General features: G+C 66.8%; 13 protein-coding genes and 2 pseudogenes. 6 read left to right on the top strand and 9 right to left on the bottom strand.

Annotation, left to right across the window (positions count from 1 at the left end; translation table 11 throughout):
• Window positions 1–48 precede the first annotated feature (48 nt).
• The 3 genes and pseudogenes from clpA to ACILQR_RS04020 all read right to left on the bottom strand — a co-directional run bounded on the left by clpA (window position 49) and on the right by ACILQR_RS04020 (window position 3,369).
• Window positions 49–2,364 (bottom strand): annotated as a pseudogene (gene clpA / locus ACILQR_RS04030) (ATP-dependent Clp protease ATP-binding subunit ClpA).
• 16 nt (window positions 2,365–2,380) lie between these two features.
• Complete coding sequence (clpS, locus tag ACILQR_RS04025; protein ID WP_271144931.1) at window positions 2,381–2,713, bottom strand: ATP-dependent Clp protease adapter ClpS; 333 nt, start codon at window positions 2,711–2,713, stop codon at window positions 2,381–2,383.
• A 164-nt stretch (window positions 2,714–2,877) separates the two neighbouring features.
• Window positions 2,878–3,369 carry a phasin family protein gene (locus tag ACILQR_RS04020; protein WP_395650214.1) on the bottom strand — a complete coding sequence of 164 codons (492 nt, stop codon included), beginning with the start codon at window positions 3,367–3,369 and terminating at the stop codon, window positions 2,878–2,880.
• Between the two features lie 319 nt (window positions 3,370–3,688).
• Between ACILQR_RS04020 and ACILQR_RS04015 the strand changes: the two genes are divergently transcribed.
• Window positions 3,689–5,185: a serine hydrolase gene (locus ACILQR_RS04015; protein WP_395650213.1), complete on the top strand. Its 1,497-nt coding sequence runs from the start codon at window positions 3,689–3,691 to the stop codon at window positions 5,183–5,185.
• Here ACILQR_RS04015 and ACILQR_RS04010 read toward each other — a convergent pair.
• The 3 genes from ACILQR_RS04010 to ACILQR_RS04000 form a co-directional block, all read right to left on the bottom strand.
• Complete coding sequence (locus ACILQR_RS04010; RefSeq protein ID WP_395650212.1) at window positions 5,182–5,616, bottom strand: J domain-containing protein; 435 nt, start codon at window positions 5,614–5,616, stop codon at window positions 5,182–5,184. The genes ACILQR_RS04015 and ACILQR_RS04010 overlap by 4 nt on opposite strands.
• A 3-nt stretch (window positions 5,617–5,619) precedes the next feature.
• Entirely contained in the window at window positions 5,620–6,468 is an 849-nt protein-coding gene (locus ACILQR_RS04005; protein ID WP_395650211.1) for a division plane positioning ATPase MipZ, read from the bottom strand.
• Window positions 6,469–6,596: 128 nt separating this feature from the next.
• Complete coding sequence (locus tag ACILQR_RS04000; protein ID WP_395650210.1) at window positions 6,597–7,259, bottom strand: SPOR domain-containing protein; 663 nt, start codon at window positions 7,257–7,259, stop codon at window positions 6,597–6,599.
• Window positions 7,260–7,348: 89 nt separating this feature from the next.
• Between ACILQR_RS04000 and panC the strand changes: the two genes are divergently transcribed.
• The gene (gene panC / locus ACILQR_RS03995) at window positions 7,349–8,239 is read left to right on the top strand and encodes a pantoate--beta-alanine ligase (RefSeq protein WP_395650209.1); all 891 of its coding nucleotides are present in this window, start codon (window positions 7,349–7,351) and stop codon (window positions 8,237–8,239) included.
• Here panC and ACILQR_RS03990 read toward each other — a convergent pair.
• Both ACILQR_RS03990 and thiS read right to left on the bottom strand, forming a co-directional pair.
• Window positions 8,236–9,018, bottom strand: a complete 783-nt coding sequence (locus ACILQR_RS03990) for a HisA/HisF-related TIM barrel protein (protein ID WP_395650208.1) — start codon at window positions 9,016–9,018, stop codon at window positions 8,236–8,238. The genes panC and ACILQR_RS03990 overlap by 4 nt on opposite strands.
• A gap of 283 nt (window positions 9,019–9,301) precedes the next feature.
• Window positions 9,302–9,499: a sulfur carrier protein ThiS gene (gene thiS / locus ACILQR_RS03985; protein ID WP_395650207.1), complete on the bottom strand. Its 198-nt coding sequence runs from the start codon at window positions 9,497–9,499 to the stop codon at window positions 9,302–9,304.
• Window positions 9,500–9,602: 103 nt separating this feature from the next.
• On the opposite strand from thiS, the gene aroQ reads away from it, so the two are divergent.
• From aroQ to accC, 3 genes are read left to right on the top strand one after another with little or no spacing between them, the layout of a single operon-like run.
• Window positions 9,603–10,070, top strand: coding sequence for a type II 3-dehydroquinate dehydratase (gene aroQ / locus ACILQR_RS03980; RefSeq protein WP_395650206.1), 468 nt, complete (start codon window positions 9,603–9,605; stop codon window positions 10,068–10,070).
• Between the two features lie 20 nt (window positions 10,071–10,090).
• On the top strand, window positions 10,091–10,600 hold the full coding sequence (gene accB, locus ACILQR_RS03975; RefSeq protein WP_395650205.1) for an acetyl-CoA carboxylase biotin carboxyl carrier protein: 510 nt from the start codon (window positions 10,091–10,093) through the stop codon (window positions 10,598–10,600).
• Between the two features lies 1 nt (window position 10,601).
• Window positions 10,602–11,951, top strand: a complete 1,350-nt coding sequence (gene accC / locus ACILQR_RS03970; RefSeq protein ID WP_395650204.1) for an acetyl-CoA carboxylase biotin carboxylase subunit — start codon at window positions 10,602–10,604, stop codon at window positions 11,949–11,951.
• 72 nt (window positions 11,952–12,023) lie between these two features.
• Here accC and ACILQR_RS03965 read toward each other — a convergent pair whose 3' ends face one another.
• Window positions 12,024–14,876 carry a TonB-dependent receptor gene (locus ACILQR_RS03965; RefSeq protein WP_395650203.1) on the bottom strand — a complete coding sequence of 951 codons (2,853 nt, stop codon included), beginning with the start codon at window positions 14,874–14,876 and terminating at the stop codon, window positions 12,024–12,026.
• 197 nt (window positions 14,877–15,073) lie between these two features.
• Here ACILQR_RS03965 and ACILQR_RS03960 point away from each other — a divergent pair.
• Window positions 15,074–16,052 (top strand): annotated as a pseudogene (locus tag ACILQR_RS03960) (peptidase M61); the annotation flags it as partial.

The raw sequence follows: 16,052 nt of genomic DNA, 5'->3' as shown, positions 1-16,052 counted from the left end.
CGGTCCTTTGCAGGGCCGGCGGCTTATTTCGTTAGCGCCGCAAAGCGATCAGACGGCCGCGTCTTCGTCGGCGGTTTCCTTGGCGGGGGCACCGGCGGTGGGGGTGATGTCGAAGGCGATCTTGCCGTCGACGAGGGCGACCTTGACGTGGCCGCCACGGGTCAGGCGTCCGAACAGGATGTCGTCGGCGAGCGGCTTCTTGATGTTCTCCTGAATGACCCGGCCCAGGGGGCGCGCGCCGTACAGTTCGTCGAAGCCGTTCTTGGCCAGCCAGTCGGCCGCGTCGTCGGTCAGTTCGATGGTGATGTTGCGGTCCGCCAGCTGGGCTTCCAGCTGGAGCACGAACTTGGTGACCACCTGACGGATGACTTCCGGCTGAAGCGCCTTGAACGAGACCACGGCGTCGAGACGGTTGCGGAACTCGGGCGCGAACAGCCGCTGGATGGCCTTTTCGTCCTCGCCCTCGACCTTGCCGCGACCGAAGCCGATCGAGGCGCGGGCGTTGTCGGCGGCGCCGGCATTGGTGGTCATGATCAGGACGACGTTGCGGAAGTCGACCTTCTTGCCGATGGCGTCGGTCAGCATTCCGTTGTCCATGACCTGAAGCAGGATGTTGTAGACGTCGGGGTGGGCCTTCTCGATCTCGTCCAGCAGGACGACGGCATGCGGATGCTGATCCACCGCGTCGGTCAGCAGGCCGCCCTGATCATGGCCGACATAGCCCGGAGGGGCACCGATCAGCCGGCTGACGGTGTGGCGCTCCATATATTCCGACATGTCGAAGCGCAGCATCTCGATGCCGAGCGTCGAGGCCAGTTGCTTGGCCACCTCGGTCTTGCCCACCCCGGTCGGGCCGGCGAACAGGAAGGATCCGATCGGCTTTTGCGGATCACGCAGGCCGGCACGGGCCAGCTTCATGGCCGAGGCCACCTGTTCGATCGCCGCGTCCTGGCCGAAGACGGCGCGGTTCAGGTCCTTTTCAAGCTCGCGCAGGCCCTCGGTGTCGGACTTGGAGACCGACTTCGGTGGAATGCGGGCCATCTTGGCGATGACGGCCTCGACCTCCTTCTGGCCGATGACCTTCTTGCGGCGCGATTCGGGCAGCAGCATCTGGCTGGCCCCCGCCTCGTCGATCACGTCGATCGCCTTGTCCGGCAGTTTGCGGTCGGTCATGTAGCGGGCCGACAGTTCCACCGCCGAGCGGATCGCCGCCTCGGTGTAGCGCAGCTTGTGGTGGCTTTCGTACGAGGACTTCAGCCCGCGCAGGATCTTGACCGTGTCCTCGACCGTCGGCTCGTTGACGTCGATCTTCTGGAAGCGGCGGACCAGGGCGCGGTCCTTCTCGAAATGCTGGCGGTATTCCTTGTAGGTGGTCGAGCCCATGCAGCGCAGCGAACCCGAGGCCAGGGCGGGTTTCAGCAGGTTGGACGCATCCATCGCCCCACCCGAGGTGGCGCCCGCACCGATCACCGTGTGGATCTCGTCGATGAACAGGATGGCGTTCTCGTGGTTCTCGAGTTCCTTGACGACCTGCTTCAGCCGTTCCTCGAAGTCACCGCGATAGCGGGTGCCGGCCAGCAGCGCCCCCATGTCGAGGCTGTAGATGGTCGCGCCTTCCAGCACGGCCGGGACCTCGTGGTTGACGATCTTGCGGGCCAGGCCCTCGGCGATGGCGGTCTTGCCGACGCCGGGTTCGCCCACCAGCAGGGGGTTGTTCTTGGTCCGGCGGCACAGGATCTGGATCGCGCGTTCGACCTCGGCGTGACGGCCGATCAGCGGGTCGATCTTGCCCTTCTTGGACTTTTCGTTGAGGTCGACACATTAGGCTTCGAGCGCCTCTCCGCCCTGTTTGACGGCGGCCGCGTCCTCGGCCTCTTCGGGCGACTGGGCCGAGCCCTTGGCGGGTTTGACCTCGCCGGCGCCGGCCTTCTTGGCGATGCCGTGGGCGATGAAATTGACCGCGTCGTAGCGGGTCATGTCCTGCTCCTGCAGGAAATAGGCGGCGTGGCTTTCGCGCTCGCTGAAGATGGCGACCAGGACATTGGCACCGGTCACTTCCTCGCGGCCCGAGGACTGGACATGGATCACGGCGCGCTGGATCACGCGCTGGAAGCCGGCTGTGGGCTTGGCGTCCTCGCCGTCGGAGGTGGCCAGGGCGGCCAGGTCGGTGTCGACGTACAGGGTCAGGGCGGTCTTGAGCGCCGTCAGCTCGACGTTGCAGGCCTTCATCACGCCGGTGGCGTCAGGGTCGTCGATCAGGGCCAGCAGCAGGTGTTCGAGCGTCGCGTATTCATGGCGGCGTTCGTTGGCATAGGAGACCGCGCGGTGCAGGGTCTCTTCGAGAGGACGTGAAAACGAGGGCATTCGACCAGTATCCCTTCTAGTCTTTTTCCATAGTGCATTGCAGAGGGTGCTGGTGACGGCGCGCCGTCTCGACCACCTGGGCGACCTTGGTTTCGGCCACTTCGTAGGTGAAAACGCCGCACACACCGACGCCATGCTGATGCACATGCAGCATGATGCGGGTCGCGTCCTCGCGGCTCTTCTGGAAGAACCGCTCCAGCACATAGACGACGAATTCCATGGGCGTGTAGTCGTCGTTCAGGATGAGCACCCGATACAGCGAGGGCTTCTGAAGCTTCGGCTTCGTTTCGGTGACGGTAGCGGAGCCGAAGCCCTGCCCCTGTCCTTCACCTGGCCGTTTGGTAGGCATTCGTGGTCCATCATTTCGGGGAGTCGAAACGCTAGATAGGAAACATCCGTCGGATTTGTAGTCGCGTCCAGTCACGCGTTTCGTGATCGGGCCGGATCAATGACAAAAGGGCCCGGCGCTTTCGCACCGGGCCCCTTTGCTACGCTACTGAGAGTGCAGGTCGCTTAGCGAGCGGCCTGGAACTTTTCGACCGAGGCGGTGACGCGGGCGTTGATGGGCTGGAAGCTGTCCTTGACCGAGGCGGTCAGGGTTTCCGTCATCTTGGTCATTTCGGCCATGTAGGTCTCCATGGCCGACTTGGTGTAGGAGGTCTGCAGCTCGATCAGCTCCTGGACCGAACGGGCCTTGGCGATGGTCTGGGCGGCGGCGACGCCGGTTTCCCAGCTGGTCTTGCCGTAGGACAGGGCCTGGGCCGACAGGGCCTCGGCGCCTTTCTGGGCGGCGGTGGCCGAAGCGGTCAGGGCTTCGAGGTTCTGCTTGGACTGGGCGCTCAGTTCACCGAAGGCGGCGGTGGACTTTTCGAGGCCTTCCTTGAGGGCTTGCGTACCGGCAGCCTGGACCTTTTCGGACTGGGCCTTGAACTGCTCGCCCGAAGCCTTGACGGCCTTGGTGACGGTTTCGACGGTGGGCTTGATGGTTTCGGCGGCGTCGGCCATGAGCAAAATCTCCTGAAGTCGGTGAAGCGGGGTGGCTCGCGTGATTTTCTCGCGGCCGGGGGATCGGTGCGACAGCCTCCATATGGTGCAACTGCGAACGCCCGTCAAGGGATTTTGTGCAGTGCAACATTTTCGAGACCTTCGCATGACAGCGGCATGAGAGACGCGCCGTTCAAATCTGCGTTGAGACTGTGTTAACCACCGCGAAACTCGACGCTTTCATGCTAGATGCGAAAGACGTCGCGCCGGGGGGCCGCACCACACCAGTGTCCTTCCGTCCATGGCGGCCGGTCCCAATCGCGAGGCCTGCGGGTTGATGATGACAGGGTATATTCGTCGTATCGGCGCGGTTCTGCTGGCGATCAGCCTGGCCGTGGCGCTTGGGGTGCCCTTCCTGTCGCCGGTCGTGGCGCAGTCGTCGGACAACGCCCGCTATGCCGCCATCGTGGTCGATGCCACGACGGGTGAGGTGCTGTTCGCGCGCCGCGCCGACGACGCACGCTATCCGGCGTCGGTCACCAAGATGATGACCCTGTATCTGGTGTTCGAGGCCATCGAGGCCGGCAAGGTCAGCCCCGACGACATCGTGACCGTCTCGCCCCTGGCCGCATCCCAGCCGCCGTCCAAGCTGGGGCTCGCGGCGGGACAGACGATCCGGCTTGACGACGCCATGCGAGCGACCACCGTGCGGTCGGCCAACGACATGGCCATGGTCCTGGCCGAGCATGTGGGCGGGTCCCAGGCCCGGTTCGCGGCCATGGCCACGCTGAAGGCCCAGGCCCTGGGCATGACCCAGACGCGCTACGTCAATCCCAACGGCCTGCCCGACAGCCGCCAGATCACCTCGGCGCGGGATCTGGCCATCCTGTCGCGGGCGCTGATGCGGGATTATCCTCAGTATTACAGCTATTTCGGCCTGCACGACTGGAACTACCAGGGGCGGGAATACCGCAACACCAACGGCCTGCTGCTGGGCGGCAACGGCTATGACGGGATCAAGACCGGCTTCACCAATGCGTCCGGCTATAACCTGGCTGCTTCGGCGGTGCGTGACGGGCGTCGGATCATCACCATCGTGCTGGGCGGGCGATCGGCCGCGACGCGCAACGACCATGTCGCCGAACTGATGAACACCGGTTTCGAGGTCGAGAGCCGCCGGGCGCGGGGCGAGAACATCCAGGTCGCCCAGACCTTCTTCGAACAGCGCGGCTTCGGTGTCGGCAGCCCGGATTCGACGCCGGGCGGCGGGCCGGTGGCCTATGCCGCGATGGAGGGGGAGCGCGGGCCGGCCGCCGGGGGTATGCCCTACGGGACCCAGCCGTATCGGCCCCAGACCCCCGTGCAGTCCCCGATCCATGTGGCAGGCACGCCCGGACAGGCCTTGCCGCCGGGGACCCGCTCCTATGCGTCGGTGGTCAGCACCCCGGCCCCGGTCGCCTCGCCACCCGTGGCGCGCCCCGACAGCCGCCCACCGGCCAACCTGACCGCGTCCCTGAACGGGGCGACGACGGCGACGACCCGCAGCGCGCCGCCGCCGGCCGCGCGCCCCGCCCCTGCTCGCCCCGCCCCTGCGCCTGCCAATCGCTGGGCGGTCCAGGTCGGTGCCTTCCGCGAAGAGCGGGTGGCGCGCGACTGGCTGACCGAGGTCAACCGCCGCTTCCGCAGCCAGTTCACGACGGCTGAGCGTTCGGTTCAGTCAGCAGCGGGCTGGTATCGCTCGCGCTTCACCAACCTGACCGAACAGGGCGCGCAGAACGCCTGCGAGGCCCTGGCCGCGCGTCGGGTGACCTGTGTGGTGGTGCGGCCGGGGGCCTAACGCCCCAGCAGCCTGTCCCGCGCCGCATTGACGCGCGCGGCCAGCCCCTCGGTGCCGCCTTGATCGGGGTGGGCGCGGCCCATGAGGCGGCGCCAGGCGGTGTTGATCGCTTCGGGTGTGGCGTTGGCCTCGACGCCGAGGATGGCGCGGGCCTCGGCCTCGGTGAGGGACTGGCCCCGGGATGGTGTTTGTCGAGGCGATGCCGGTCGAATGCGGGAGCTGAAGATCAGATAGGCCCCTGCCCCGGCCAGCCCCGCGGTCATCAGCCACGATCCGCGTGATCCGGCCAGAACCGCCCCGGCCAGCATGACGGCCCCCAGGACGGTGGCGGCGATGCGCCAGTGGCCCTTGCCCGGTTTTTCACCCTGCCGCCCCAGCCGGACCAGCGCCCAGACGGCGATCGCCGCGAGGGCCAGCCCGATCAGCGCCATGGATCAGGCCGCCGCGTCCAGAGCCGCCTGCCCCAGGGTGGAACCGGCGTCGGAATCCTCGACGCCCATGGCCTGCATCAGGTTGCGCATCTCCTGACGGGCCGCGACGTGGGCCAGCGACACGGCGACGGGACGAATGTCGGCGCTCAGGTCCGCAACGGTCAGGCCGAAGGGGAAGAGCTCCCGATAGATGACCCGGTCGCGCAGGCCCGGCCCGACGCGGAACCCGACCCGCTTGGCCAGTTTCAGCATCTTCTCTTCCAGACGACGCCGGTTGCGGGCCTCGGCGACGGCGAGGCGATTGGTGACCACCAGCCAGTCGATGGCGGCGTGGCGTCCCTCCTTGATGGCGCGCTGCTTCCGGGCCTCCCAGACGCTCTCGGAATAGATCGAGGGCTTGAGCAGATCCAGCGTCACCGGATCGACCTGACCCAGAAGGTCGAAGTCGACGAAGCTGTCGTTCATGGGGGTGACGATCAGGTCGGCGCGGGCGTGGGCGGCGCTGGACAGGGCCGTGTCGCCACCGGGGGTGTCGATGACGATGACGTCGCAGTCCTGGACCTCCGCGAAGGCGGTCTCGAACCGGGCCAGTTGTTCGTCGGACGGAGCCTTGGCCAGGGCCTTGCCGTCGCCGATGTCGGGCTCGACCGGCATGGGCAGGACATGGCCATTGGCGGCTGTCCAGGCGGCCCGGTTGGCGAAGAAATGGGCCATTGACCGCTGACGCAGGTCCAGATCCAGGATCGCGACCCGGTGCCCCGCATGGAGCATGCCGACGACGATGTGGATGGCCAGGGTGGATTTGCCCGCCCCGCCCTTTTCGTTGCCGACGACGATGACCTGTGCCGCCATGAGTGCTGCGTCCCGTTGGATGAGGTGCGAGAATCAGGTCGCACGTACAGACACCCAGAATCGGGCCACGGGCCGCGAAGGTCAACGAAAGGTTAAGAGACGCCTGGGGACGATCGGCGCGAGCCGGTTCAGGTGCGGCGTGCGCACCACGGATCGGTCACCTCGGCCGCGCGACAGATGGCGGATGCGGCGGCGGCGGGGGCGGCGACCTTCAGGCGGGTGAAGGGGCGGCCGTTGACCTGGACCGCCTCGAACACGGGGGTCAGGCCCTTCAGCGCGCTGCGGGCGGCACCGGAGGACACGTCGGTCCAGGCGGCGCGGGCGGCCTCGGGGCTGGAATAGGCGCCGAGCTGGATGGTCGTGCGGGCGGCGGTGGGGGTTGCGGCCCGAGCGATGGCGGGGCGCATCGGCGCGGCCTCGGCGATCCGGTCAGAGACGCGCTGGACGACGGCCTCGGCGACGGCGGGGGCGGCGGCCTCGACGGCGCGGGTGGCCCCTTGCGTGATCGCGCCGCGCAGACCGGCGTCGCGCGCGTCCCACAGGTCGTGCGGGTCCATGACCTCGACCTTCAGACGGCCGGGGCTGGACGTGTGGGGAGCCGTCTCATGCGAGGCGAAGGCGGGACGAAGCCCCTGCTCCCGCGCCGTTGCGGTCGGCGCATCGGTCGAGCCGTCGAGGGGGACCTCGGCGACCAAGCGGGCCATGTTCTCGAAACGGTTCGGGTCGCCCTCGACCATACCGCACGAAGCGGTGGCCAGGGCCGACACACAAACCAGGACTGGACGAAGCATTCTGCCGGACGTCATAAGCCGACCCTAGCCACGAGGCGTTGAGACCCCGTTCGCGAACAGGCTTAAGGGGCACGGTTAAGGGCGTAACCATGGTCATCGAAACCTTGCCCCCCGGCACCGATCTGCCGATCGTGCGCACCATCGCCGACCTCCGCGCCGTCGTCGGCGCGTGGCGACGACAGGGACTGAGCGTCGGTTTCGTGCCGACCATGGGGGCGCTGCACGACGGGCATCTGGCTCTGGTCGCAGAGGCGCTGACGCAGGCGGACCGGGTGGTGGCCAGCGTCTTCGTAAACCCCACGCAGTTCGCGGCGCATGAGGACCTGGCGACCTATCCCCGGCGCGAGGCGCGCGACGCGGAGCTGCTGGCCGGGGCGGGATGCCACCTGCTGTATGCGCCGTCGGTCGAGGAGATGTATCCGGCCGGAGCGGTGACCCGGATCACCGTCGGCGACGCGGAAGCGGGTGGCCCGTCCCAGACCCTGGAAGGCGCGGCGCGTCCGCAGATGTTCGGCGGCGTCGCCCTGGTGGTCACCAAGCTGTTGAACCAGGTGCAGCCGGATGTGGCCGTGTTCGGCGAGAAGGACTGGCAACAGCTGGCGGTGATCCGCAGGATGGTGGTCGACCTGGACATGCCGGTGCGGATCGTTGGGGTGCCCACGGCGCGGGATGGCCACGGCCTGGCCCTGTCGTCACGCAATGGCTATCTGTCGGAAGCGGAGCTGGAGGTGGCGCGGCAGCTGAATGGCATCCTGGCCGAGACGGCGATCAAGGCCGCCGGGGGGGCTTCGATCGCCGCCCTGGAAGCCGAGGCCGCGTCTGCCCTGCTGGCCGCCGGGTTTGCCCGGGTCGATTACGTCGCCATCCGTCGGCCCGACCTGTCGCTCTTCGAGAACGACTGCGTGGACGGTCCCGGCCGTATCCTGACCGCCGCCGTCCTGGGCTCGACCCGGCTGATCGACAATATGGCCGTCGGCTAGATCAGGCCCGCCATCGGCGAGGACGGGTCGGCGTACATCCGTCTGGGCATCCGGCCTGCGAGGTAGGATTGCCGACCGGCGATGACGGCGTGCTTCATTGCCGACGCCATCAGGATGGGATCCTTGGCCGCTGCGATGGCGGTGTTCATCAGGACGGCGTCGCAGCCCAGTTCCATGGCCACCGTGGCGTCCGAGGCCGTGCCGACGCCGGCGTCGACCAGCACGGGCACCGTCGCCTGTTCGATGATGAGGCGGATGTTGACGGGGTTCTGGATGCCGAGCCCCGAGCCGATCGGGGCGGCGGCGGGCATGATGGCGGCGGCGCCCGCCTCCTCCAGCCGCTTGGCCATGACCACGTCGTCGGTGCAGTAGACCATGACGTCGAAGCCGTCCTTCACCAGCATCTCAAGCGCCCGCAGCGTCTCGATCATGTCGGGATAGAGGTGGGCGGTGTTGGACAGCACCTCCAGCTTGACCAGATCCCAGCCGCCCGCCTCGCGCGCCAGCCGCAGGGTCCGCACCGCGTCCTCGCCGGTGAAACAGCCGGCGGTGTTGGGCAGGAAGGTGAACCGGTCGGGCTTTACGTAGTCGACCAGCATGGGCTGTGACGGATCGCTGAGGTTCACGCGGCGCAGGGCCACTGTGACGATCTCGGCACCCGCAGCCTCGGCGGCGGCGGCGTTCTGGGCATAGTCGGCGTATTTGCCGGTGCCGACGATCAGGCGGCTGGAAAAGGTGCGGCCGGCGACGGTCCAGGTGTCGGAGGGAGCGGAGGTCATGGCCGTATCTAGTCCGCTGCGGCGATTGATGCGAGCCAACTCGGACGATGTGTCGACGATTGCGCCTTGGATGGGCGGAAGCTAGCTTGCCGTTGTTCAACTCATGGTGAGCGCCGGTGAAAACCTACGATCTTGAGTACACCAGGGCAAACCTGTCTCGTCTGGTGGATGAGGCTGCAAGTGGAGAGCCATTCATTGTCGCCAAGGACGGCAAGCCTCTCGCGACGTTTGCCCCCTGTGATTTCCTCGAACACGAGGTTCCGTCAGCGCCGGAGGTCTGACCTCAACCCCCGCCGACAAACACCACCAGTTCGATCCGGTCGCCTTCCACCAGCGGCGTCGTGGCGTGAAGCGACCGGGGCACGATCTCCAGATTGCGCTCGACGGCGACCTTGCGGGGGTCCAGGGACAGTTCCTCGACGAGGGCCAGGATCGTCCCGGCGGCAACGTCCAGCGTATCTCCGTTGACTTGAACGCGCATACCCTTACGTCACCTTTCAGCACCCGACTTTGATCTTGGCCGTGCGTCGGTTACAAGGCCGCCCGATTCAAAGCGACCCCGCAAAAGGCCCGACCGGAACCCGATGCCCCAACCGGCTGTCATCTACGTCCTGAACGGCCCGAACCTCAACCTTCTGGGGACGCGGGAGCCGGACATCTATGGCCACGAGACCCTGGCCGACGTCCAGGCGATCTGCGAGGCGGCGGCGGATGATTTCGCGATCGTCTTCCGTCAGTCCAACCACGAGGGCGAACTGGTCGACTGGATCCAGGAAGCCCGCACCCAGGCGGCCGCCCTGGTCATCAACCCGGCCGCCTACGGACATACCTCGGTCGCCCTGCTGGACGCCGTCAAGGCGCTGTCCATCCCCGTCGTCGAATGCCACCTGTCGAACCTGTTCGCGCGGGAGGCTTTCCGGCATCATTCCTTCATCACCCCCGTCGCCTCCGGCCTGATCGCCGGGTTCGGCGCGGGCAGCTACGACCTGGCCGTCCGGGCCGCCGTGAAGCTGGCGCGGGAACGCCGCGTCGCGACGGACCGTTCGGTCTAACAACAAAGAGGCTCACCCCCATGGCCGACGCCAAACCCCTGAAGAACGATCCCGTCGTCGAAATCGACGCCGCCCTGGTGCGCCAGCTGGCCGATATCCTGAACGACACCTCCCTGACGGAGATCGAGGTCGAGCGGGGCGAACTGCGCATCCGCGTGGCGCGCGAGATCACTGCCGCACCGGTGATGCAGTATGCTGCGGCCCCGGCCCAGGCAGCACCCGCCCCGGCCCCCGTCGCGGCCGCTGCGCCCGTGTCCATGCCGTCCGATCCCGCGACCATCGTCGCCAAGTCGGGCGAGCCGGTGAAGTCGCCCATGGTCGGCACCGTCTATCTGCAGGCCTCGCCCGAGGCCCCCGCCTTCATCAAGCCCGGCGACACGGTCAAGAAGGGCCAGACCCTGCTGATCATCGAGGCCATGAAGACCATGAACCCGATCCAGGCCCCGCGCGACGGCGTGGTGGCGGACATCCTGGTCGGCGACGCCCAGCCCGTCGAGTACGGCGAAGCCCTCGTCCTGCTCGAGTCCTGAGATGTTCACCAAGGTCCTGATCGCCAACCGTGGCGAGATCGCGCTGCGCATCCACCGCGCGTGCAAGGAGATGGGCATCTCCACTGTCGCCGTTCACTCCGAGGCCGATCGCGGCGCCATGTGGGTGCGGCTGGCCGACGAGAGCGTCTGCATCGGCCCGGCGCCGGCGGCCAAATCCTATCTGAACATTCCCTCGATCATCGCGGCGGCCGAGATCACGGGCGCCCAGGCGATCCACCCCGGCTATGGTTTCCTGTCGGAGAACGCGCGTTTCGCCGAGATCGTCGAAGCCCACGGCATGACCTTCATCGGGCCCAAGCCCGAGCATATCCGGGTCATGGGCGACAAGATCAGCGCCAAACAGACGGTGCTCGACGCCGGCATCCCCTGCGTTCCCGGCTCGGCCGGCGAGGTCGAGACCATCGAGGCGGCCATCGAGGCCTCGAAGGCCATCGGCTTTCCCCTGATCGTCAAGGCGGCGGCCGGTGGCGGCGGGCGCGGCATGAAGGTGGCCCTGACCGCCGAAGACCTGGTCGAGGCCGTCCAGACCGCCCAGACCGAGGCCAAGTCGGCGTTCGGCAACGGTGCGGTCTATATGGAGCGCTATCTCCAGAAGCCGCGCCACATCGAGATCCAGGTCATCGCCGACAGCCACGGCAATGTCGTCCACCTGGGCGAGCGCGACTGCTCGCTGCAACGGCGTCACCAGAAGGTGCTGGAAGAGGCCCCCTCGCCCGCCCTGTCGGCCGAGGGTCGCAAGGCCATCGGCGAGACGGTCAACAAGGCCATCGCCGCCATCGGCTATCTGGGTGTCGGCACCATCGAGTTCCTGTGGGAGGATGGCGAGTTCTTCTTCATCGAGATGAACACCCGGCTCCAGGTCGAACACCCGGTCACCGAGGCCATCACCGGCGTCGATCTGGTGCGCGAACAGATCCGCATCGCGGCGGGCCTGCCGCTGTCCTTCACCCAGGACGACATCCATTTCGAGGGCCACGCCATCGAGGTGCGGATCAATGCCGAGAACGCCGAGACCTTCACCCCCTCGCCCGGCACGATCACCGACTTCCATGCGCCGGGCGGCCTGGGCGTGCGGCTGGATAGCGCAATCTTCGCCGGCTATTCGATCCCGCCCTATTACGACAGCCTGATCGGCAAGCTGATCGTCCACGGCCGTGACCGCAACGAGTGTATCGCGCGGCTGAAGCGGTCGCTGAACGAGATGGTCATCGGCGGCATCGACACGACCATTCCCCTGTTCCAGAAGCTGCTCAACGAGCCGGACATCGTCACCGGCGACTACGACATCCACTGGCTCGAGAAATGGGCCAAGGCGCGGGCCGGGGGCTGAAGCCCGGCACAAACGAACAGGGCGGCGAGGTGAAAACCCCGCCGCCCTTTTTCTTTGCCTGATGACCCGGCGCTAGAACTTGTAGCGCACGCCGGCGAACACCTGACGGCCCGTGTGGTGGTAGACATAGGTGCTGTCGCGGTTGCCGCCCAGGTCGCCGTGGTACTGGCGATTGGGTTCGTCGGTCAGGTTGATGCCCTCCACCGAGAAGGTCAGGTGGTCGTTCAGCGCGTAGGACGCCGAGGCGTCGATGCTGAGGGTTTCGGTCTTGCCCTGCACCGGAATGCCGCGCGTGCCACCGTTGCTGCCCGGGACGTTCTGGTAGTAGCCGTCACGATAGGAGGCCGAGACGCGGGCGTTAAACTGGCCGTCGTCGTAGTAGAGGGTGGCGTTCCAGGCGTTGGGCGACAGGTTCACCAGATCGGCCGTGACGATCACGGCGCAAGACGCCGTGGTGCAGTAGTCGATCTCGGACTCGACGTGGGTGTAGTTCAACTGGGTGCCCAGGTTGGACAGGAAGCCCGGCAGGAAGCGGAACGGCTGCTGATAGCTGATTTCCCAGCCCTTCAGTGGACCGCCTTCAGAGTTGGTCGGCGTCGAGTAGATGTAGGCGAGGGTCGGATCACGACCGCCGCCGGCCGGGAAGGCGACCGCATTCAGCGCCGTCAGCTGGGCATAGGTCAGGCTCTGCTGCGTGGTCTGAACATAGGTCGAGATGTCCTTGTAGAAGTAGGCGAAGGACAGCAGGGATTCCGGCGCGAAATACCATTCGATCGACAGATCGTAGGTCTTGGCGCGATAGGGCTCGAGATCGACGTTGCCCAGCGAGGCGCTGGGGTTGGGCGCATTCAGGGCCGAGAGGGTGAAGACCGGGATCAGGCTGGTCACGGGCGGACGTGCCATCACCTTGGCGGCGGCGAAGCGGACGAGCAGGTTCTCGACCGGCTCCAGCGACATGTTCAGCGACGGCAGGGTGTCTTCATACTCGTTTTCGCCCGGCGTCACGCGCGCGACACCGCCGACGTTCGAGAATCCGATCGCCTCGATCTCGGTCTTGACCTGACGCACGCCGACATTGCCTCGGAACGGCATGGAGCCGAGCGTGACGTCCCAGTCGGCCTGTACCCAGAAGCCGGTGTCCTTTTCGGTCACTTCACGGAAGCTGGCGAAGGACGACGGGTTGTCCAGACCCAGCAGGCGGAAGTCGCCGCCGGCCACGCCCGTGTTGCAGTTGCAGTCCCATTTCCAGAGGTTCCGCAGAGCTTCGAGGTCGGGAATGACCCAGGAGGTCGCCGACCCCGTCGGCAGGTCGAGATTGCGGCCGAAGCCGGTCAGCAGGCCGGTCACCGAGGCGACCGTGGTCCCTGCGGGAAGCGCAGGAGCCGTGTTGCTGAGGCGGGCAAGGCCCGAACCGATCGAGGAGTATTCCTTGTAGCTGGCGCCGGCCTTCAGGGTCAGATTGTCGTTGACGTCCCATTCGAAGCCGCCCTCGGCGGTGGTGTAGATGTTGGTCTGTTCGCTGGAGCTGAGGCGCAGTTCCGTCAGCGGCTGCAGACCGGCCGGACCCGTGAAGCTCCAGTTGGCCGGATTGGCCACGTCGAAGCCATAGACGATCAGGGGCAGGTCGCGGTTGTCGCGGAAGTCCCAGCTGTAGCCGTCGGTGTTCTGGCGATCGATGATCGCATTGACCTGAAGCGGGTTCGAGAACTCGGATTTGGACCGGCCGACGGTGCCGCTGAACCTGACCGTGTCGGAGAACTCGTGCTCGACCGCGAGCGTGTACTGCGAGAACACCGTCTCAAGCACGTCGAACCGGCTTTCGGTCCGCAGGTCCATGTCGTCGAGCTTCATATAGACGAGCTCGCCGGTTTCCGGATCGGCGACCGCCGTCACGATATCGACCTCGGGCTTGCCGCCCGCCGAAGCGTTGCGGCTCAGCGACCAGGCTTCCAGGAACTGTTCCTTGCGGGTCGAATCCAGCTTGGAATACATGGCGTCGAAGGTGAACAGGGTGCGGTCATTCAGCGGACGCGCCTGCAAGGACAGGGTGCCGCCCAGACGTTCCTGACCGTGGGTCAGACGGCCGTAACGCGGGATACGGGGGTGGAACAGGCCACCGGCCGCAGCCGAACCGCCCGGCAGGGCCGTGGGGTTCTGGAAGCCGTTGTCGCCGTTGGCCGGGCCCCAGCGAACCGAGCTGAAGCCCTCTTCGATCGAATCCTTGTCGCTGTAGGCCAGCGAGGCCAGGGCACCGATGCGGCCATCCAGCCAGGTGCGGGAAATCAGGCCCGCGTAGCGGGGCGAGTATTCCTGCGACAGGTCGTTATAGCCATACTGGGCCGACACGACCGTCTGGGCCGCGCCGCCGCTGTCGAACGGGCGGCTGGTGCGCAGATCGACCGTGGCGCCGAGCGAGCCTTCCTCGACCTCGGCCGACGAGGTCTTGCGCACGGTGATGTTGTTGAAGAGTTCCGAAGCGAAGACGTTGAAGTCGAAGCCGCGGCCGCGGTTTACGCTGCCGGACGAGTCGGTGGCACCGGTCGTCGCCTGGGCTTCGATGCCGTTGATGCGGGTGCGGGTGAACTCCGAGCTCAGGCCCCGCACGGTGATCGTACGGCCTTCACCGGCGTCGCGGTCGATCGAGACACCGGGAATGCGCTGAATGGATTCAGCCAGGTTGGTGTCGGGGAAGTCGGCGATGTCCTCGGCCGAGATGGCGTCGACGACACCCGCCTCGCGCCGCTTGATGTTCAGGGCGTTGGCCAGCGAGGCACGGAAGCCGGTGACGACGACCTCGTCGACGACGGCGGCCTCTTCGTCCGGGTCGGGCTGGGTCTGGGCGTGGGCGGCACCTGCGCCCATCAGCAGGGCGATGGCCGAAACCGATGCCAGACGGAGTCCGGCTGTGTGTCTGATCTTGCGCATATGTCCCCTCCCCAGGGTGTTTGAAACGGGATCGTTGCCCGCCAGAACCTTCCGGTGATACCGGTGTCATTTGCAGGGTCGCACGAAAATCCAAAGGTGGCAACATAGTGTCGCAGCGGGTTTGGCGTCGGCGGCCGCGCTTGACCCGTCAGCGATGAACAGGGACGGTAAGCGGTCGTCGCAATCTGAAAGTCGCCATGTCGCGTTCCCTACCCCTCGCCCTCGGTCTTATCGCCGGTCTCGCCGCCGGAGCGGCCCACGCCCAGACGGCGGTGATCACCGATCCCGCCCAGGCGGCGCTCGCCCTGCCCGCAGCCCAGGTCGCCATCCCGCCGGTCCGGACCGACGTCGATTACCCGGGCGTGATCCGCTACCAGGCCGACGTCACCGACCTGGACCGCAGAATCGTCAGCGTGCGCCAGACGATCCCGGTCGCGGCGGCGGGGCCGATGACCCTGCTCTATCCCAAATACCTGCCGGGCAACCACGCCGACACGGGGCCGATCCAACTGATCGCGGGGCTGACCGTCACCGGCGGCGGCCAGCGGATCGAGTGGGTGCGCGACACGGTCGAGCCCTATGCGTTTCATCTGGACGTGCCCGCAGACGTCGCCGAGATCGAGGTCGCCTTCCAGTGGCTGACCCAGCCCGACAACGCCGTCTGGCGCGTGACCATGACCCCGGCCATCGTCAACATGCAGTGGGAAAAGGCGATCCTGTATCCGGCCGGATACGCGTCGAACCGGATCACGGTGGCACCGTCGATCAAGCTGCCGACCGGATGGGGTTACGGCACGGCCCTGACCACCGAGAGCTATGAGGGCGGGGTCGCGACCTTTGCGCCTGTGGACCTCTACACCCTGGTGGACAGCCCGATGTTCGCCGGGGCCAACTATCGCCGGATCGACATCGATCCGACGGGGGACAGGGTTCACCTGAACATCGTCGCCGACCGGCCCGGCAATATCGCGCCCACGGCCGAGCAGCTGGGCTTCTACGAGAACCTGGTGACCCAGGCCGACCGGCTGTTCGGATCACGCCATTTCGACCGGTACGAGTTCCTGCTGGGCCTGACCGACCAGCTGGGCGGGATCGGGCTGGAGCATCACCGGTCATCGGAGAACACCCAGGCGCCCGACTATTTCACCGCCTGGGACAAGAGCGCCGGTTCGCGCG

Source organism: Brevundimonas sp., assembly GCF_044239655.1.
GTDB lineage: Bacteria > Pseudomonadota > Alphaproteobacteria > Caulobacterales > Caulobacteraceae > Brevundimonas.
The sequence above is the reverse complement of the archived record's forward strand: the minus strand, read 5'-3'. Positions and strand labels throughout refer to the sequence as shown.